The sequence below is a fragment of the Streptosporangium amethystogenes genome, from assembly GCF_000721075.1.
GTDB classification, from domain to species: domain Bacteria; phylum Actinomycetota; class Actinomycetes; order Streptosporangiales; family Streptosporangiaceae; genus Streptosporangium; species Streptosporangium amethystogenes.
Genome location: NZ_JOEQ01000007.1, coordinates 218,424 through 233,909, shown reverse-complemented (window position 1 = coordinate 233,909; position 15,486 = coordinate 218,424). Strand labels below are relative to the sequence as shown.

At 69.0% G+C, this 15,486-nt stretch carries 15 protein-coding genes; 8 read left to right on the top strand and 7 right to left on the bottom strand.

Annotated features, from left to right (window positions below; translation table 11 throughout):
• The first annotated feature begins 98 nt into the window (after window positions 1–98).
• From IG98_RS0113580 to IG98_RS0113565, 4 genes are all read left to right on the top strand, one after another.
• A complete protein-coding gene (locus tag IG98_RS0113580; protein ID WP_030910993.1) occupies window positions 99–482 on the top strand; it encodes a winged helix-turn-helix transcriptional regulator in 384 nt (127 codons plus the stop codon).
• A gap of 147 nt (window positions 483–629) precedes the next feature.
• Window positions 630–1,415 carry a Bax inhibitor-1/YccA family protein gene (locus IG98_RS0113575; protein WP_030910991.1) on the top strand — a complete coding sequence of 262 codons (786 nt, stop codon included), beginning with the start codon at window positions 630–632 and terminating at the stop codon, window positions 1,413–1,415.
• Window positions 1,416–1,601: 186 nt separating this feature from the next.
• Entirely contained in the window at window positions 1,602–1,829 is a 228-nt protein-coding gene (locus tag IG98_RS0113570; RefSeq protein WP_030910989.1) for a DUF4287 domain-containing protein, read from the top strand.
• Window positions 1,830–1,899: 70 nt separating this feature from the next.
• A complete protein-coding gene (locus tag IG98_RS0113565; RefSeq protein ID WP_030910981.1) occupies window positions 1,900–2,310 on the top strand; it encodes a PPOX class F420-dependent oxidoreductase in 411 nt (136 codons plus the stop codon).
• Window positions 2,311–2,343: 33 nt separating this feature from the next.
• On the opposite strand, the gene IG98_RS0113560 is transcribed toward IG98_RS0113565, so the two are convergent.
• The 3 genes from IG98_RS0113560 to IG98_RS0113550 form a co-directional block, all read right to left on the bottom strand.
• Entirely contained in the window at window positions 2,344–3,564 is a 1,221-nt protein-coding gene (locus IG98_RS0113560) for an acetyl-CoA C-acetyltransferase (RefSeq protein WP_030910980.1), read from the bottom strand.
• 206 nt (window positions 3,565–3,770) lie between these two features.
• Window positions 3,771–5,114, bottom strand: coding sequence for an outer membrane protein assembly factor BamB family protein (locus IG98_RS0113555; RefSeq protein WP_245651538.1), 1,344 nt, complete (start codon window positions 5,112–5,114; stop codon window positions 3,771–3,773).
• 59 nt (window positions 5,115–5,173) lie between these two features.
• Window positions 5,174–6,148, bottom strand: a complete 975-nt coding sequence (locus tag IG98_RS0113550) for an SGNH/GDSL hydrolase family protein (RefSeq protein WP_030911103.1) — start codon at window positions 6,146–6,148, stop codon at window positions 5,174–5,176.
• Between the two features lie 131 nt (window positions 6,149–6,279).
• Between IG98_RS0113550 and IG98_RS0113545 the strand changes: the two genes are divergently transcribed.
• A complete protein-coding gene (locus IG98_RS0113545) occupies window positions 6,280–7,650 on the top strand; it encodes a cystathionine beta-synthase (protein WP_030910978.1) in 1,371 nt (456 codons plus the stop codon).
• A gap of 88 nt (window positions 7,651–7,738) precedes the next feature.
• On the opposite strand, the gene IG98_RS0113540 is transcribed toward IG98_RS0113545, so the two are convergent.
• On the bottom strand, window positions 7,739–8,962 hold the full coding sequence (locus tag IG98_RS0113540) for a sensor histidine kinase (RefSeq protein ID WP_030910977.1): 1,224 nt from the start codon (window positions 8,960–8,962) through the stop codon (window positions 7,739–7,741).
• A 135-nt stretch (window positions 8,963–9,097) separates the two neighbouring features.
• On the opposite strand from IG98_RS0113540, the gene IG98_RS0113535 reads away from it, so the two are divergent.
• Window positions 9,098–9,298 (top strand): hypothetical protein, encoded by a 201-nt coding sequence (locus IG98_RS0113535; RefSeq protein WP_030910976.1) that lies wholly within the window; start codon window positions 9,098–9,100, stop codon window positions 9,296–9,298.
• 188 nt (window positions 9,299–9,486) lie between these two features.
• Window positions 9,487–10,626, top strand: coding sequence for a cystathionine gamma-synthase (locus IG98_RS0113530; protein ID WP_030910974.1), 1,140 nt, complete (start codon window positions 9,487–9,489; stop codon window positions 10,624–10,626).
• Between the two features lie 13 nt (window positions 10,627–10,639).
• Here the strand turns inward: IG98_RS0113530 and IG98_RS0113525 are convergent, their stop codons facing one another.
• A complete protein-coding gene (locus tag IG98_RS0113525; RefSeq protein WP_030910971.1) occupies window positions 10,640–11,065 on the bottom strand; it encodes a hypothetical protein in 426 nt (141 codons plus the stop codon).
• Between the two features lie 527 nt (window positions 11,066–11,592).
• On the opposite strand from IG98_RS0113525, the gene IG98_RS0113515 reads away from it, so the two are divergent.
• Complete coding sequence (locus IG98_RS0113515; RefSeq protein ID WP_030910968.1) at window positions 11,593–12,018, top strand: DUF6292 family protein; 426 nt, start codon at window positions 11,593–11,595, stop codon at window positions 12,016–12,018.
• A gap of 12 nt (window positions 12,019–12,030) precedes the next feature.
• Here the strand turns inward: IG98_RS0113515 and IG98_RS0113510 are convergent, their stop codons facing one another.
• Both IG98_RS0113510 and IG98_RS0113505 read right to left on the bottom strand, forming a co-directional pair.
• Window positions 12,031–13,977, bottom strand: a complete 1,947-nt coding sequence (locus IG98_RS0113510) for a vWA domain-containing protein (RefSeq protein ID WP_030910965.1) — start codon at window positions 13,975–13,977, stop codon at window positions 12,031–12,033.
• Between the two features lie 10 nt (window positions 13,978–13,987).
• Window positions 13,988–15,385 carry a sigma 54-interacting transcriptional regulator gene (locus IG98_RS0113505; RefSeq protein ID WP_030910962.1) on the bottom strand — a complete coding sequence of 466 codons (1,398 nt, stop codon included), beginning with the start codon at window positions 15,383–15,385 and terminating at the stop codon, window positions 13,988–13,990.
• Window positions 15,386–15,486 lie beyond the last annotated feature (101 nt).

Below are 15,486 nucleotides of genomic sequence, written 5' to 3'. Positions count from 1 at the left end.
CCATTCGACAATCGGTCTGTGACCAGTGCAAATGTGGTCGCGGGCCGATTTTTCTTACTACGTGGGATTCGCTGGGGCCCTGGTATAAAATAGTAACCATGGCGGACGAGGCGAACCTGGAGCCGATGCTCCGGGCCAATGGGGTCGCCCGGCAAGTGATCGATCACATCGGGGACAAGTGGTCCCTGCTGGTGATCGCGGCCCTGGGGCACGAGGCCCAGCGGTTCTCCCGGCTCAAGGCGCGGATCGAGGGGATCAACCAGCGCATGCTGACCCGGACACTGCGGGCGCTGGAGCGCGACGGCATCGTCGAGCGCAACGTCTATCCGACCTCGCCGCCCAAGGTGGAATACGTGCTCACCCGGATCGGCCGCGACCTCTCGGTCACCGTGACCGGTCTCTGCGAGTGGGCGCGTCGCAACCTCGACGAGGTCGAGGCGTCGCAGCGCCTTTTCGACGAGAGATCGGCGAGGGAGATGTGAGGTCCGGGAACCAGACGCGACAACCGTTCGTTGGCAACATCGGCGGTAGCCGTACGGTCACTTGAACAACATGGATATCAGCACGATACGGCCGTGTGACAACCGATCTAATACGCTGATCGCGTAGGTCGCAGCGTGGAGGCAGCGATGGAGAGCAAGAACCCCGTATTCAGTCGGCAGGCCAAGGGGCATCAGCAGGGATGGGGCATGCCGACCCCCACCCCTGACCAGCTTCAGGGAATGTACAACACGCCGTCGTACGCGCCGCCCGCACAGCGGACGATGACGATCGACGATGTGGTCGTGCGTGGCTTCATCACGCTCGGCACGCTCGTTGTATCGGCGGCGGTCGCCTGGGCGCTCAACCTCGGCATGGTCGCGGCGATCGTCGGTGTCATCGTCGGCCTGGTGCTGGCCCTGATCATCTCGTTCAGGCAGAGCACCAACCCCGCGCTGATCCTCGGCTACTCGGTGGCGTACGGCGTCGCCATCGGCGTGATCAGCCACGTTTACAACAACCTGTACAGCGGCATCGTGTTCCAGGCGGTGCTCGGCACGGCTCTGGCGTTCGGCGCCATGCTGACGGTTTACGCGTTGCGCATCATCCGGGTGACGCCGAAGTTCACCAAGTTCGTGGTGGCCGCCGGTCTGGGCCTGATGGGTCTCATGCTCGTCAACCTGCTCGCCGGCTTCTTCATCGAGGACGGCATCGGCATCCGCTCCGGTGGCCCGCTGGCCTACGTGTTCAGCATCGCCGCGATCCTCATCGGCTGCTTCTTCCTGCTGCTGGACTTCGACGAGGTCGAGCGCGGGGTGCGGGCCGGTGCCCCGGAGAAGTACTCGTGGCTGATGGCCTTCGGCCTGACCGTCACCCTGGTCTGGATCTACCTGGAGATTCTGCGCCTGCTGAGCTACTTCTCGAGTAGTGACTGACCGTGACGCCAGGAGGCCCCGCCGGATCCGATCCGGCGGGGCCTCACTTTTTTCTGAACGGATGGGTGAGTGAACGGAAGGCAACGGGGGATAGACGAACCGCGACGAGAGAGAGCGTCGCGGGGCTTGCTATCTGCGCTTTCGTGATGCACTGTCGAGCAAAGGAGCCTATCCGTGGAGGTGCCCATGTCGTTGAACCACTCAATGGAGACGCAGAACAAGCTGATCGCAAGGGTCCCGGATATCACGGGACGCGCACTCCCCGAGTGGTTCCGAGCAATCGACAACGGCCCGTCGTTCCTTCGCTGTGATGAGCGCGCCACCTGGCTCGCTGACGAGCACGGGCTGTCCCACGGCTATGCCGCCGCCATAGTGCACGAGCACGAGCGGCACCGCCGTACCCGCCACCTGTAAGTCGACCATCTTCGCCAAGCCCGCGCCACCTTGGTGGTGCGGGCTCTGTCATGTGCGCCATGATGAGTTCATGGATCATGAAAAGGCGCGCGGATTCATCCGTGCCAACCACCGCGCGGTCATGCTGACCACGCATGCGGACGGACGTCCGCAGCTCTCCCCGGTCACCGTGGGGCTCGACGCGGATGGGAACCCGATCGTCAGCACCCGGGAGACCGCGGCCAAGGTCCGTAACCTGCGCAGGGACCCGCGACTCTCGCTCTGCGTCACCACCGACGCCTTCTTCGGCGAATGGATCCAGATCGACGGTACCGCGGAGATCATCTCGCTGCCCGAGGCGATGGAGACCCTGGTCTCCTACTACCGCGACATCTCCGGTGAGCACCCCGACTGGGACGACTACCGGGCCGCCATGGAGCGGGACCGACGGGTGATCGTGAAGATCACGATCACCCGTGCCGGCCCCGACGTCCACGGCTGACCGGGGCGTCGGGATCGGTCCCGGCCCTCAGCCTCAGCTGAGGCGTTCCAGGACCATGGCCATGCCCTGGCCGCCGCCGACGCACATGGTCTCCAGCCCGATCGACCTGTCGTGGAAGGCGAGGCTGTTGATCAGGGTGGAGGTGATGCGGGCTCCGGTCATCCCGAAGGGATGGCCCACCGCGATGGCGCCGCCGTTGACGTTGAGCCTGTCGATGTCGATGCCGAGTTCCTGGTAGGACGGGATGACCTGGGCGGCGAACGCCTCGTTGATCTCGACGAGGTCCACGTCGCCGATGGACATGCCCGCCCTGGCCAAGGCCTGCTTCGAGGCCTCGACAGGGCCCAGGCCCATGATCTCGGGGGACAGGCCGGTCACGCCGGTGGAGACGATCCGGGCGAGCGGGGTGATGCCGAGCTCGGCTGCCCTGGTGTCGCTCATCACGATCACCGCGGCGGCGCCGTCGTTCAGCGCGCAGCAGTTGCCCGCGGTGACCGTGCCGTCGGGCCGGAAGACCGGTTTGAGGGTCGAGACGGCCTCGTAGGTGGTGCCGGCGCGGGGGCCGTCGTCCTTGCTCACCACGGTTCCGTCGGGCAGGGTCACCGGGGTGATGTCCTTCTCCCAGAAGCCGTTGGCGATGGCCTTCTCCGCCAGGTTCTGGGACCGGACGCCGAACTCGTCCTGCTCCTGCCGGGAGACGCCCTTCAGCCCGGCGAGGTTCTCCGCGGTCTGGCCCATCGCCACGTAGATGTCGGGCAGCAGGCCATCCTCGCGCGGGTCGTGCCAGACCTCGCCGCCACCCTCGGCGGCCCTGGCCGAACGGGTGCGGGCGTCGTCGAACAGCGCGTTCTGCGTGTCGGGCAGCGAGTCCGAGTTGCCCTTGGCGAAGCGGGAGACGCACTCCACGCCCGCCGAGACGAACACGTCGCCCTCGCCCGCCTTGATCGCGTGCAGTGCCATCCGGGTGGTCTGCAGGGAGGACGAGCAGTAGCGGGTCACGGTGGTGCCGGGCACGCCGTCCAGGCCGAGCAGGGTGGCGACCACGCGGCCGATGTTGAAGCCCTGTTCGCCGCCCGGCAGGCCGCAGCCCAGCATGAGGTCGTCGATCGTGGTCGGGTCGAGTTGGGGGACCTTGGCAAGCGCGGCCTGGATGATCTGTGCTGTCAGGTCATCGGGGCGGATCTCCTTGAGGGACCCCTTGAAGGCGCGTCCGATGGGCGAGCGCGCGGTCGCGACGATGACTGCCTCGGGCATGTGGCTCTCCTGGGTTCGTGTCTGCTCCTCCAGCGGAGCGTACCGCGCGGTATGCCCAAAGCCACGCCCAGGGCGGCATTGAAACAGAACTTTGTACTGGATGCACAGGGCCCCGCCCGAGGACGGGGCTCGCCGCGGGTCTGTCGTCCCTCACGGGCCGCGGCCGTCGCGCCCGGTGCCGGTCTCACACACATCGGCCGCGGATGTCAGCCGTACATGCCGGGCGAGGTGCCGTCGCCGTCCTTGATCCCGTGGAGGCCGCCTTTCTCGTCGCGCCACATCCGCCAGCCGTTCTGGCTGCCGGTGAACCAGGCGGGCGGGACACCCGGGCCGGACACCCGCTTGCCGTCGGCCAGCCTGAACTCGCACAGCGAGGCCACCGAGTAGAACCCGGAGTTCTGGCCCTTGAGCGCGAGCGGTTTGGGGTCGGTCACGCAGAAGGACCAGCCGTGCTCGTCCTTGACGTCGGCGTTGCGGCCGGTGGAAAGGTCGAACGTGTTGCCCGGCTTGTCGTGTCGCAGGAAACCGACCTTCTCCATCCGGGGTGGGAAGGCCAGCCACCAGCCGGACTCGGGAACCTGTTCGGCGGAGATCTGGCCGAGCACCCGGCCGCTGTCGGCCTCCAACCGGGCGAACCCGCCGTACTGGCCCTGCTGGTCGACCGGGCGGACCACCGGTGCGAAGCCGGGGCTGCCGCTGGGATAGACGCGGACCACCGACGGGCGCATCCAGTTGACGGTGCCGTCGGCGAGCTTGACGGAGAACAGGCCGAAGGCGGAGACCTTGCTCGTCTTCGGGTTGGTGTAGGGAGCGACGTACCCGACGAGATTTCCCGTGGTCGCGCCGAAGGACCAGCCACCTGACAGGTCGACCCCGGAGCCGAGGGCCTGCTCGACGGGGACCCGCCAGACGACCTTGCCGGTCTTCAGGTCGTGCGACTCCAGGACGGGATGGCGGGCGAGGCGGAGGAAGACCACGCGGGAGGCGTCGGACCACTCGACCTCGGCGATGCCGGGGAGCTTCCATGCGATCCTGCCGGTGACCGGGTCGAGCACGACGACGCGGGCGCTCGCGAGCGCGGTGTGCTCGGACACGCACACGAAAGTTCCGCACCGCTGGGGGCCGAAGGTGGAGTGCACCGGGCGGCTCCATCTGCGTGTCCCGGTTCTGGCGTCGAGGCCGACGATCGTGGCCTTCCAGCGCCCCCGCCTGGCGGGGTCGACCGTCACCGCGACGGTCTGCCCGCCGGCGGTCTCGACGATCGCGGGAGCGGGCACCCCCATCCCCGGCAGGCGGCCGGCCATGGTCGAGGGGTGGGACCACAGTTTCCTGCCGGTGGCGAGATCGACGGCCACCGCCTCAAGCGTGCCGTCCGGCTTCATGGAGGTCGTCATGGCGACGCCATCGGCGACGGTGGTGCGGCTGACCGCGTTCACCTCGGTGTTGTGCCAGGTGGGATGGTCAGGGGTGGCCGCTTCACTGCCGGAGCAGCCGCCCAGGGTCAAAGCTCCGGCGAGCACCAGGGCCGGTTTCGCGAGGGGCCGGATCACGGGTATTCCACTCCAATGCGGGCGAGGCGTTACGGCTTCGCGGCGGAGGGTGACCGTGTTCAGGCGCGGTCGGGTCGCTTTCCGGGCCTCCGGCCGAGCAAGGTCACCCATCGTCCCTGGGGTCCGGTCGCTCGACCGGCGACACGGGTCGCGGAGACCTCGGCGCCGGGCTCCTCCGCGGCCTTGGCCGCCGCGAGGTAGATCGACTCAGCGCGTTGGACGCGAGGTTCGGGCCACAACTCCAACGCACTGCATACGGAAGGTAGCACTGCGTAAGCTGTCTGGAGATAGCCTTGGCTAGATGGGTGATAACGATCAAGGCCGAACATCTCCGCCGGGTTCATGTCGAACTCCGGCCCCAGCAGGTCCGCGAAGGCCACGGTCCGCCCGCCCGCCTCGACCACGGCGACGGTCTGCGCGGCGGCCAGCTGGCGGCTCCATCGCCTGGTCATCCAGCGCAGCGGCTGCGCGATCGGCCTGACCGTGCCGAGGTCGGGACAGGTGCCCACGACCACCTCGGCCCCCGCCTCCCGCAGCCGCCGGACCGCTTTCTGCAGGTGCCGTACGGCCTGGGCCGGCACGGCCTGCGAGGTGACGTCGTTGGCACCGATGAAAACGACCGCGATCTCGGGCCGGGCCTTGAGCGCCTCGTCGACCTGGTCGCCCAGCTCCGCGGAGGTCGCCCCCGACCTGCCCACCACGGTCAGCCGCACCGGCCGCTCGGCGATCACGGCCAGCCCGTTGGCGATCAGCACGGCGGGTGTCTCCGCGGGGTCCGCGGTACCCAGGCCGACGGAGGTTGAGTCACCGAGCATGGCCATCCGGATCGGCGCGCCGCCGAAGGCTCCGTACACGCCGTCAGAAGGCGGTCCGTCCATGCCGTGCGGGCGGCCGACCGCGCGGCGGGCCACCATCGCCTCGGCCAGCAGCAGCCCGTAGGTCGCCGCGCCGAGCACGGTGACGCCTCCCCCTCCCAGTGCGGCCGCCGCGGCGATGCGGCGGGCGGCTCGCGCCGTCCCGGGTGTCCAGATCACGTGACGTTGCTCCCTCCGTACGGGGCGGTAGCGTTGCCTTGAAACATGGTCGAGGTCCCGCCACCCCCATGGGATCACGGCGATCAACACAACAAGCTGACAGAGCTTTGGTATTTCGAGGTGATATCCCGGTGCGTGTACATGACTCGCTCGTCGAACTGATGGGCAACACCCCTCTCGTCCGGCTGCAGAAGGTGACGGAGGGTATTTCCGCCCAGGTGCTGGCGAAGGTGGAGTATTTCAACCCAGGCGGTTCGGTGAAGGACCGCATCGCGGTGCGGATGATCGACGCCGCCGAGAAGTCGGGCGAGTTGCGGCCGGGGGGCACGATCGTGGAGCCCACCTCGGGCAACACCGGAATCGGCCTGGCCATCGTGGCGCAACAGCGGGGTTACAAGTGCCTGTTCGTGGTGCCGGACAAGGTGGCCCAGGACAAGATCGCGGTGCTGCGCGCCTACGGTGCCGAGGTCGTGGTCTGCCCGACGGCGGTCTCACCCGACCACCCCGACTCCTACTACTCCGTCTCCGACCGGCTGGCCAAGGAGACGCCGAACGCCTGGAAGCCGGACCAGTACTCCAATCCGAACAACCCGGAGAGCCACTACCACTCCACGGGCCCGGAGATCTGGGAGCAGACCGAGGGCCGGATCACCCACTTCGTGGCGGGTGTCGGCACCGGTGGCACGATCAGCGGCGTCGGCCGCTATCTCAAGGAGGTCTCCGGCGGCCGGGTTAAGATCATCGGCGCCGACCCGGAGGGTTCGGTCTACTCCGGCGGCACCGGGCGGCCGTACCTGGTGGAGGGCGTCGGCGAGGACATCTGGCCGGCCACCTACGACACCACGATCTGCGACGAGATCATCGCGGTCTCCGACAAGGACTCCTTCAGCATGACCCGCCGTCTGGCCCGCGAGGAGGCGCTCCTGGTGGGCGGCTCCTGCGGCATGGCGACGGTGGCGGCGCTGCGGGTGGCCTCGCAGGCCGGCCCTGACGACGTGGTCGTGGTGCTGCTGCCCGACGGTGGCCGCGGCTACCTTTCGAAGATCTTCAACGACGAGTGGATGGCCGACTACGGCTTCCTGACCACCTACAGCGACGAGGGCCTGGTCAAGGACGTGCTGACCCGAAAGAACTCCGGCATGCCGGAGTTCGTGCACACCCACCCGTACGAGTCGGTCGACACAGCCATCTCGATCATGCGCGAGTACGGCGTGTCGCAGCTTCCGGTGATGAAGGAGGAGCCGCCGGTCATGGCCGCCGAGGTGGTCGGCTCGATCCTGGAGCGAGACCTGCTGGATGCCCTGTACCGTGGCCGGGTGCGGCCGACCGACCCGCTGGCGGCCCACATGTCGCAGCCGCTGCCGACGATCGGCGCGGGGGAGCCGGTCTCCATCGCCGTCGATGCGCTGGAGAAGGCCGACGCCGCGGTCGTCCTCGACAACGGCAAGCCCGTCGGGCTGCTCACCCGCCAGGACCTGCTGGCCTTCCTCGCCAACCACTGAGCTCGCCGATCACTGAGTTCGCCGATCACTGAGACCACCCGAATGCCGGCCTGGAGGCACCGGTCGGGGTTCGGGCAGTCCCCGTGGGTCAGAGGGGAAACTCGGCCGCCACCTCCCAGGCGCCGGAATGGGTGGGCCCGGCCATGAGCCTGCCGCCGAGCGCCTCGACGCGCTCGGCCATGCCCACCAGGCCGAAGCCGCCGCCGAGGTGGGAGATCCTGACATCGGACACCGAGCCGTAGTTGCGCACCCGCAGCCGCACGGCGTCCCCGGCCGCGTTTTCCCGGTTCCCGGGCTCCCAGCCCCTCCCCGCGCGCCTGCTCTCGGCCCAGGCGCGCAGGTCGGAGCCGTCGGTCAGCCTCAGGTCCGCCTCGACCCAGCCGGTGCCGGGAGCATGCCGGCGGACGTTGGTCAGCGACTCCTGGAGAACCCGGTGGAGGGTGGTCATCACCTCCGGGGCCACGGTGCCGTCGGTGATGCCCTGACCGATGTCGAAGGCGACCTGGGGGCCGGTGGTGGAGAAACGCTCGACCATCGTGCGCATGTCCATGAGCGTGCTGCCCGGTGAGCGGGCGGCCTCGTTCTGCGCGCGGAGCACGCTGACCAGGCGGCGCATCGAGGTCAGCGCGTCGGCCCCGGCGCCGGCGATCGCCTCCAGGGAGGGGATCACGGCCTCCGGCTTCCGCTCGGCGACGATCTTGGCGGCCTGCGCCTGCACCACGATCCCGGTGATGTGGTGGGCGACCAGGTCGTGCAGCTCCCTGGCCAGCTCCAGACGCTCGGCCCGCCGTACCGATTCCACGGCCTCCCTGCGGCGCTCCTGCTGGAAGCGGAGGTAGGCGCCGATACCGGCGGCGAACGACCAGCTCACGAAGAGCAGGAAGCCGGTGACCACGCTGGCGGTCGTCTCGTTCAGGCGTACGGAGGAGGCCTCCAGCACGACCATCGCCGCCAGCGAGAACAGCGCGGCCCGCCGCACCGGCTCGATCGCGCGCAGCCCGCCGACGGTGAGGACCAGCAGAGTTCCGATCTCGGCCAGGCCGGGTCCGCCGTTACCTCCGGCGATGCCGATGGCCAGGCTGCACAGGAACGACACCGTCAGCAGGGCGACGAACCCGCCGACCCGCCGGCGGCGGCGCCACAGCACCGCTGCGACGCCCACCACACCGCACACCAGAACCGGCCACGTCGCCTCCCCGCTCGCGCTCGTCACGATCAGAACGTCGAGCAGCAGGAGCAGGAGGAGCCAGCCGATCAACGCGATCTCGCTGAGCCTTTTGACCCAGTAGACGAGCCGGTTCGTTTCCCCCACGGTCCCAGAGCCTAAACCTGAATGGGGAGGGGGCATATCGGCCGTTCGGCTGAGCCGTCCCGGTTCGAACCGGTCCTTCAGCGGAGGCGGTGCCGGGGCGGCCGCACCGATGCTTGACATGTCGAAAGGGGAGAAATGACTGTCATCGGAATTCTGCTGCCGGTCGTCGGCCTGCTGGTCGGCGTCGGCCTGACGCTCGCCGACCCGGTCCTGCTCTCAAGGATCACCGGGGAGCGCGCCGAGGGAGCCGCGGAGGGCGGTGCGGAGCGGTTGTCCGTGCCCCTTGGCGGCGGGTGCGCCGAGGGGGTGGCGGGAGCCGTGGTGCGTGCTTCTTAGTGGGGGGCGCCGAGCGGTTGTGTGTGCTCCTTGGCGGGGGTGTGCCGGGGGTGCTGAGCGGTTGCGTGTGCTTCTTAGTGGGGGTGCGCGCCGAGCGGTTGTGTGTGCTCCTTGGCGGGGGTGTGCCGGGGGTGCTGAGCGGTTGCGTGTGCTCTGGGGGCGCCGATGTTGCGAGTAGCGTTGACCCCATGAACCAAGGATTCGAGACGCTGGCCATCCACGCAGGTCAGGAACCCGACCCCTACACCGGGGCGGTGGTTCCGCCGATCTACGCGGTGTCCACCTACAAGCAGGACGGCGTGGGCGGTCTGCGCGCCGGCTATGAGTACAGCCGGTCGGCCAACCCGACCAGGGCCGCACTGGAAGAGGCCATGGCCGCGGTCGAGGGCGGCGGCCGCGGTCTGGCCTTCGCCTCGGGCCTGGCGGCCGAGGACACGGTGCTCCGTACGATCTGCAAGCCGGGCGACCATGTCATCATCCCGAACGACGCCTACGGGGGCACCTACCGCCTGTTCGCCAAGGTGCACGAGCGCTGGGGGCTGCACTACGACCCGGTGCCGCTGGGCGACCTGGCGGCGGTGGCGGCCGCGGTGACCCAGAAGACCAGGATCATCTGGGTGGAGACACCCACCAACCCGCTGCTCGGCATCGCGGACATCGCGGCCCTGGCCCAGCTCGCGCGCGACTGCGGCGCGTTGCTGGTGGTGGACAACACCTTCGCCTCCCCGTATCTGCAGCAGCCGCTGGCGCTGGGTGCGGACGTCGTCGTGCACTCCACCACCAAGTACGTGGGTGGCCACTCCGACGTGGTCGGCGGCGCGCTCGTCGCACGCGACACCGGGCTGGGCGAGGAGCTCGCGTACCACCAGAACGCGATGGGCGCGGTGGCCGGGCCGTTCGACGCCTGGCTGACGCTGCGCGGTCTCAAGACGCTCGGGGTGCGGATGGACCGCCACTGCGAGAACGCCGAGCGGGTGGTGGATCTGCTACTCGCCCATCCGCGGGTGACCTCGGTGCTCTATCCGGGCCTGGCCGATCATCCCGGTCACGAGGTGGCGACCAAGCAGATGAGGCGCTTCGGGGGCATGGTCTCCTTCCGGATGGCCGGGGGAGAGGCCGAGGCGGTCGAGGTGTGCGACCGGACCAGGCTGTTCACCCTGGGCGAGTCGCTCGGCGGTGTGGAGTCGCTGATCGAGCACCCCGGCCGGATGACCCACGCCTCCGTGGCGGGCTCGCCGCTGGAGGTCCCCGGCGACCTGGTCCGCCTGTCGGTCGGCATCGAGTCGGTCGACGATCTCCTCGCCGACCTCACCCAGGCACTGGGGTAGGAACGCGGCGCGCTCAGGCCGGGTTGAACCAGACCATCAGCGCCAGGATGACGATCCAGATCAGCACGATCACGCCGGAGAACGCGGCGATCCGGCCGACCTGAACCTTGGCGTCGTCCTCCGGGCTCTCGCTGGAGAGGACCCGGATGGCGGCGCCCTGGTCGCGGGCCACCATGAACAGCAGCCCCAGGGTGACGATGAAGAGCGTCATGGAGGCCGACAGGTACGGCCTGCCGAGGAACTCGCGGCCTAGCAACAGGCCGAACAGGAAGATCCCCAGGGAGGCGAAGCCGTAGATACGGGTGGTCTTGTGCAGGTAGCGCAGGACGTCGACGTTCTTGGCACGGATGAATCTGGGAGTGGACATCATGGCGGCGGTCACCGGGCCCAGAGCGAAGATCGAAAAGCCGATGTGCAGCCAGAGCAGCAGGTCTGTCATGCGCCAGACATTAGTCTTCGTCGATCTCTTCTGGGTACGGCTCGCTTGGCCGTCACCGACCTGCAGTGATCTTTTGAAGGAGGTTCCGGTGCGACGGATGGGCGGGTCACGGCCCCCTGGTCGTCCCGCGGGTGCCGTGAAGACCGGGTCTGCCGGACATCCGGGGAGATCACTCGCCGTCGACGGTGTCGTGCCTGTCCCGGCCGTGCGGGACCATGCACACCTCAAAGCAGACGCAGACAATGAGCATCAGTGCCACGAGAATCCCCGCGAGCATCGGACTCATTCCTCCCCCTTGAATTGGTGAACTTTCTTTACTAGGTAGACGGCGGCAGTCCCGAAGACGTTGTTACGGAAGGGTCACGGTTTACCGGGTGGCCGATCTTCGGATCCTGCTCTGAGCACCCTCGGGGATGAGTAGGATCGAAAGAGTCCGTTCCCGTGTGATGAGACCGGCGGCGAAGTCGTGGTCGTGCCGGGCGGGCCTTCCGCCGAACAGAGATAAACGGCACGAAGGAGTGCCAGCCGTGGCTGTCAAACACGTTGAGCCGTACACCGAGGAATGGCGGGACCAGCCGGCCCACTATGTCGGCCTCGTCATCGAAGCCTTGGGTGACCAGGTCGAGAGCTGGTGGCAGGGACCCTGCGACCCGCGCGCCGTCACCGTCCGCCTGACGGGAGGAGACGCGCTGGTCTGGGACGAGGAGAGCGGCTGGCGCCGTGGCCGCTACGCGAGCGGTGACCCGGGCACCCCCACGGTCCTCGCCGACGATCGCTATCTCGGCGGCGGCCTCCTGCTCTCTCCTCGGCGGATCCCCTCCGCGATCGCCGACGCCCGCGCGGGTGTCGGCAACAGCACGGCGTGGCGTCCCTGCTACCGCTCCTACCGTCACTACCACGACGGCTTCGACCTGGCACTCGACGGCTACGCAGACTTCTGGGCCCTCAGGTAGGCCGGGGACCCGTCAGCGGGTGCGGCGGGCCCGCAGGAAGTCGCTGACGACGTACTCTCCCAGGCGGTCGGCGCCGGGAGAGAAGACCCGACCGCCGTTGCGCCGCCCGACCTCGTTCACGAAATCCTTCAGACGCTCGTCATCGGCGAGCATGAAGACGTTGAGCGTCGCCCTGCGCCGGGTCATCTTGTCGACCTCGGCGAGCGTCAGCTCCAGCGTCTCCTGGGTGGGCGGCCACTCGAAGGCCGCCGAGCCGTTGCGCCGCAGGTGGGCGGTGGGCTCGCCGTCGGTGACCACGAGCACGACCGGTTCGAAGTCGGGGTGGCGGTCCAGGTGGCGCCCGGCGATCAGCAGGGCGTGGTGCAGGTTCGTCCCCTGGACCATGTCCCACTCCAGTCCCGCCAACTCGTCGGGCTGCAGCACGCGGGCGTAGTTGGAGAAGCCGATGATCTGCACCGAGTCCTGCGGGAATTTCGAGGCCACCAGCGCCTGCAGTGCCATCGCCGTCTGCTTGGCGGCCGCCCAGGTGCCGCGGAGCGCCATCGAGTAGGACAGGTCGACCAGCAGGCAGACCGCCGCCGCCGTACGCCGCTCGGTCTCGGCCACCTCGAAGTCGTCGACGGATAGGGCCACCGCGCCGGTGCTCCCTCCGCGCCGGACGCTGTTGATCACTGTGCGGACCACGTCGATCGGCTGCTCGTCGCCGAACCGCCAGGGCCGTGAGGAGCCGGTGAGCTCACCGGCCGAGCCGGCGTCCACCTGGTCGTGATCGCCGCGGCGTCCGCTCTCCAGGGAGGCGAAGACGCGGCGCAGCGCGGTCTCGCCCAGGCGCCTGACGGCCTTCGGGGTGAGCTCCAGCTTGCCGCGCCGACGCAGCAGGTAGCCCTGCTGCTCCAGCTCGCGCTCGACCTGTCTGAGCGCCTGCAGGTCGTCGACGGCCGCCCGGCCGAGGGCACGCCGGATCGCGGCCTCGTCGATGTCGTCCATCCGGGCGCCGGGGTAGTCCTGGCGGAGCGCGGCCTCCAGCTGGGTCAGGTCGGCGAGCTCGTCCAGCGCGCTCACCGCGTCGGACATCCCCATCGGCTCGTCGCCGCTCAGCCGCTCCGGGGCGTTCCAGGCCAGGTCGGGTCGGCGGGTGTACAGGGACTCGCCCAGGCGGCGCATCTGCTCGTCCAGCCCGGCCTGGGCGAGCGTCTGCTCGATCAGCCGGCCCAGTTCCTCGCGCTGGGCCGGGGTCAGGGAGGCCAGCAGGCGCTGGGTGGCCGCGGCCCGCCGGGCGAGGGTGTCGACCAGCTCCTCCAGGTTCCGCGGCGACTCCGGAAACATGTCCCCATATTTCGACATGAACTTCTCGAAATCAGCCTGAGTGTGCTCGCCACGGGCGTCCCGGTCGAGCATGTCGTTCAGGTCGGACATCATCTCCCTGACCCGCTCCATGGCGGCGGGGTCGGGATTGGCCAGGGCCTGCCGCATGCCGCGGAACTGGCTGTCGAGCACCTCCCCGCGTAGCAGGTCGCGCAGTTCCTCGAAGGTCTGCCTGGCGGCGGCCGAGCGCCACCGGTAGTCCCCCAGTTCCCGGATGGCGCTCGCCGTGTCGTCGGGGAGAGCGGCCAGCTCCGCCTCACGCAGCCTGGCCTCGTCCGAGGGGTCGGGGAACAGCTCGGCACGCTCCTGGCCGATCGCCTTGTCCAGCAGTGCCCTGGCCCGCTCCAGCGTGCCGTCCAGGCGCCCGCGCTCGCGCAGCTCCCGGCGCCGGCGCCGCACCTCGCGGAGCAGATCGTCAAGCCCTCGCCGATTCTGCGCGCCCGGCAGGCCCTCCTTGAGCAGGTCCCGCAGGGCATGGGCGGGGTTGGAACCGGACAGGATCGCGTCGCCCATCCGGTCCAGTGCCGAACGGACGTCGTACGGAGGGGCGAGCGGGTCGGGCCCGTCCCGGTATTCGCCATAGCGATAGCTCATGCCAGACACCTCAGGTGCGGTAGGTCGTGGTGCCGTCCACCTCGTCCTTGGAGAGCCGACGCAGGAGATACAGGCCCTCCAGGGCGAACTCCAGCGCGGCGGCGGCGTGGCCGGGCGACTCGTCGCCGATGCCGAGCTGGGACATGATCTTCGCCAGGCCCTGCACAGGGCCGATCCTGCGCAGCAGCTCGGCCGCCGGGACCGTCACCCCCGACTCGACCTGGACGCCCTCTGCGAACCTGTCCAGCAGCGGGGTCAGGTCCGTGCCGCCGAGCGTGCCGCGGAACGTCTCGGCCACCGCCCTGCGGAGCAGGTGCGAGAGCACCTCGGTCTCCCGGCCCTCCTCGCTGACCTCGAACTCCACCTTGCCGCGGAGCGTGTGCACGATCCCCGGCAGATCGGCGACCCTGGCCACCGCGTGGTCCTCGCCGGTCAGCGCCGCACGCCGGACGGCTGAGGCGGCCGCGGTCTCGGCCGCGGCGATGGAGAAGCGGGCCGAGACGCCCGAGCGCGCGTCCACGGCGGTGGACTCGCGGACCAGCCGGGTGAAGCGGGCGATCGCCTCGATCAAATGGTCGGGCAGGTCGGCGCCCACCTGATCGAGAGCGGCCTCCTGACGGATCAGTACCAGCTCGGCCTCGATCGAGAGCGGGTAGTGGGTGCGGATCTCGGCGCCGAAACGGTCCTTCAGCGGGGTGATGATCCGGCCGCGGTTGGTGTAGTCCTCGGGGTTGGCGCTGGCGATCAGCAGGATGTCCAGGGGCAGGCGCAGGTTGTAGCCCCTGACCTGGATGTCGCGCTCCTCCAGCACGTTGAGCAGCGAGACCTGGATGCGCTCGGCCAGGTCGGGCAGTTCGTTGACGGAGAACACGCCCCGGTTGCTCCGGGGGACCAGGCCGTAGTGGACGGTCTCCGGATCGCCGAGCGTGCGCCCCTCAGCGATCTTGATCGGGTCGATGTCGCCGATCAGGTCGCCGACGGAGGTGTCCGGGGTGGCGAGTTTCTCGCCGTACCGCTCGCCCCGGTGTTTCCAGGAGATCGGCAGTTCCTCACCCGCCTCGTCGGCCAGGCGGCGGCAGCGGACACACGAGGGCTGGTAGGGGTGGTCGTTGATCTCGCAGCCCTCGACGACGGGGGTCCACTCGTCGAGGAGCCCGGTCACGGTGCGGATCAACCGGGTCTTGCCCTGGCCGCGCTCACCGAGCAGGACCAGGTCATGCCCGGCGAGCAGCGCCCGCTCCAGGTATGGCAGGACGGTGTCGTCGAAGCCCACGATGCCGGGGAACCGCGACTCCCCTGCCCGCAGGCGGGCCAGGAGGTTCTCACGGATCTCGGCCTTTACCGTACGGTGAATATGGCCGCTCGCGCGCAGCTCGCGCAGAGTACGTGGCTCTGGGATTTGAGGCACGGGATCGAGCCTACGTCCACAACACCCGATCCGGCACTCTCATCCCTCTTTCGGATCTTGACTATTGGGTGGGGCTTGACACGAGTGCTTGTGTCGGCAGT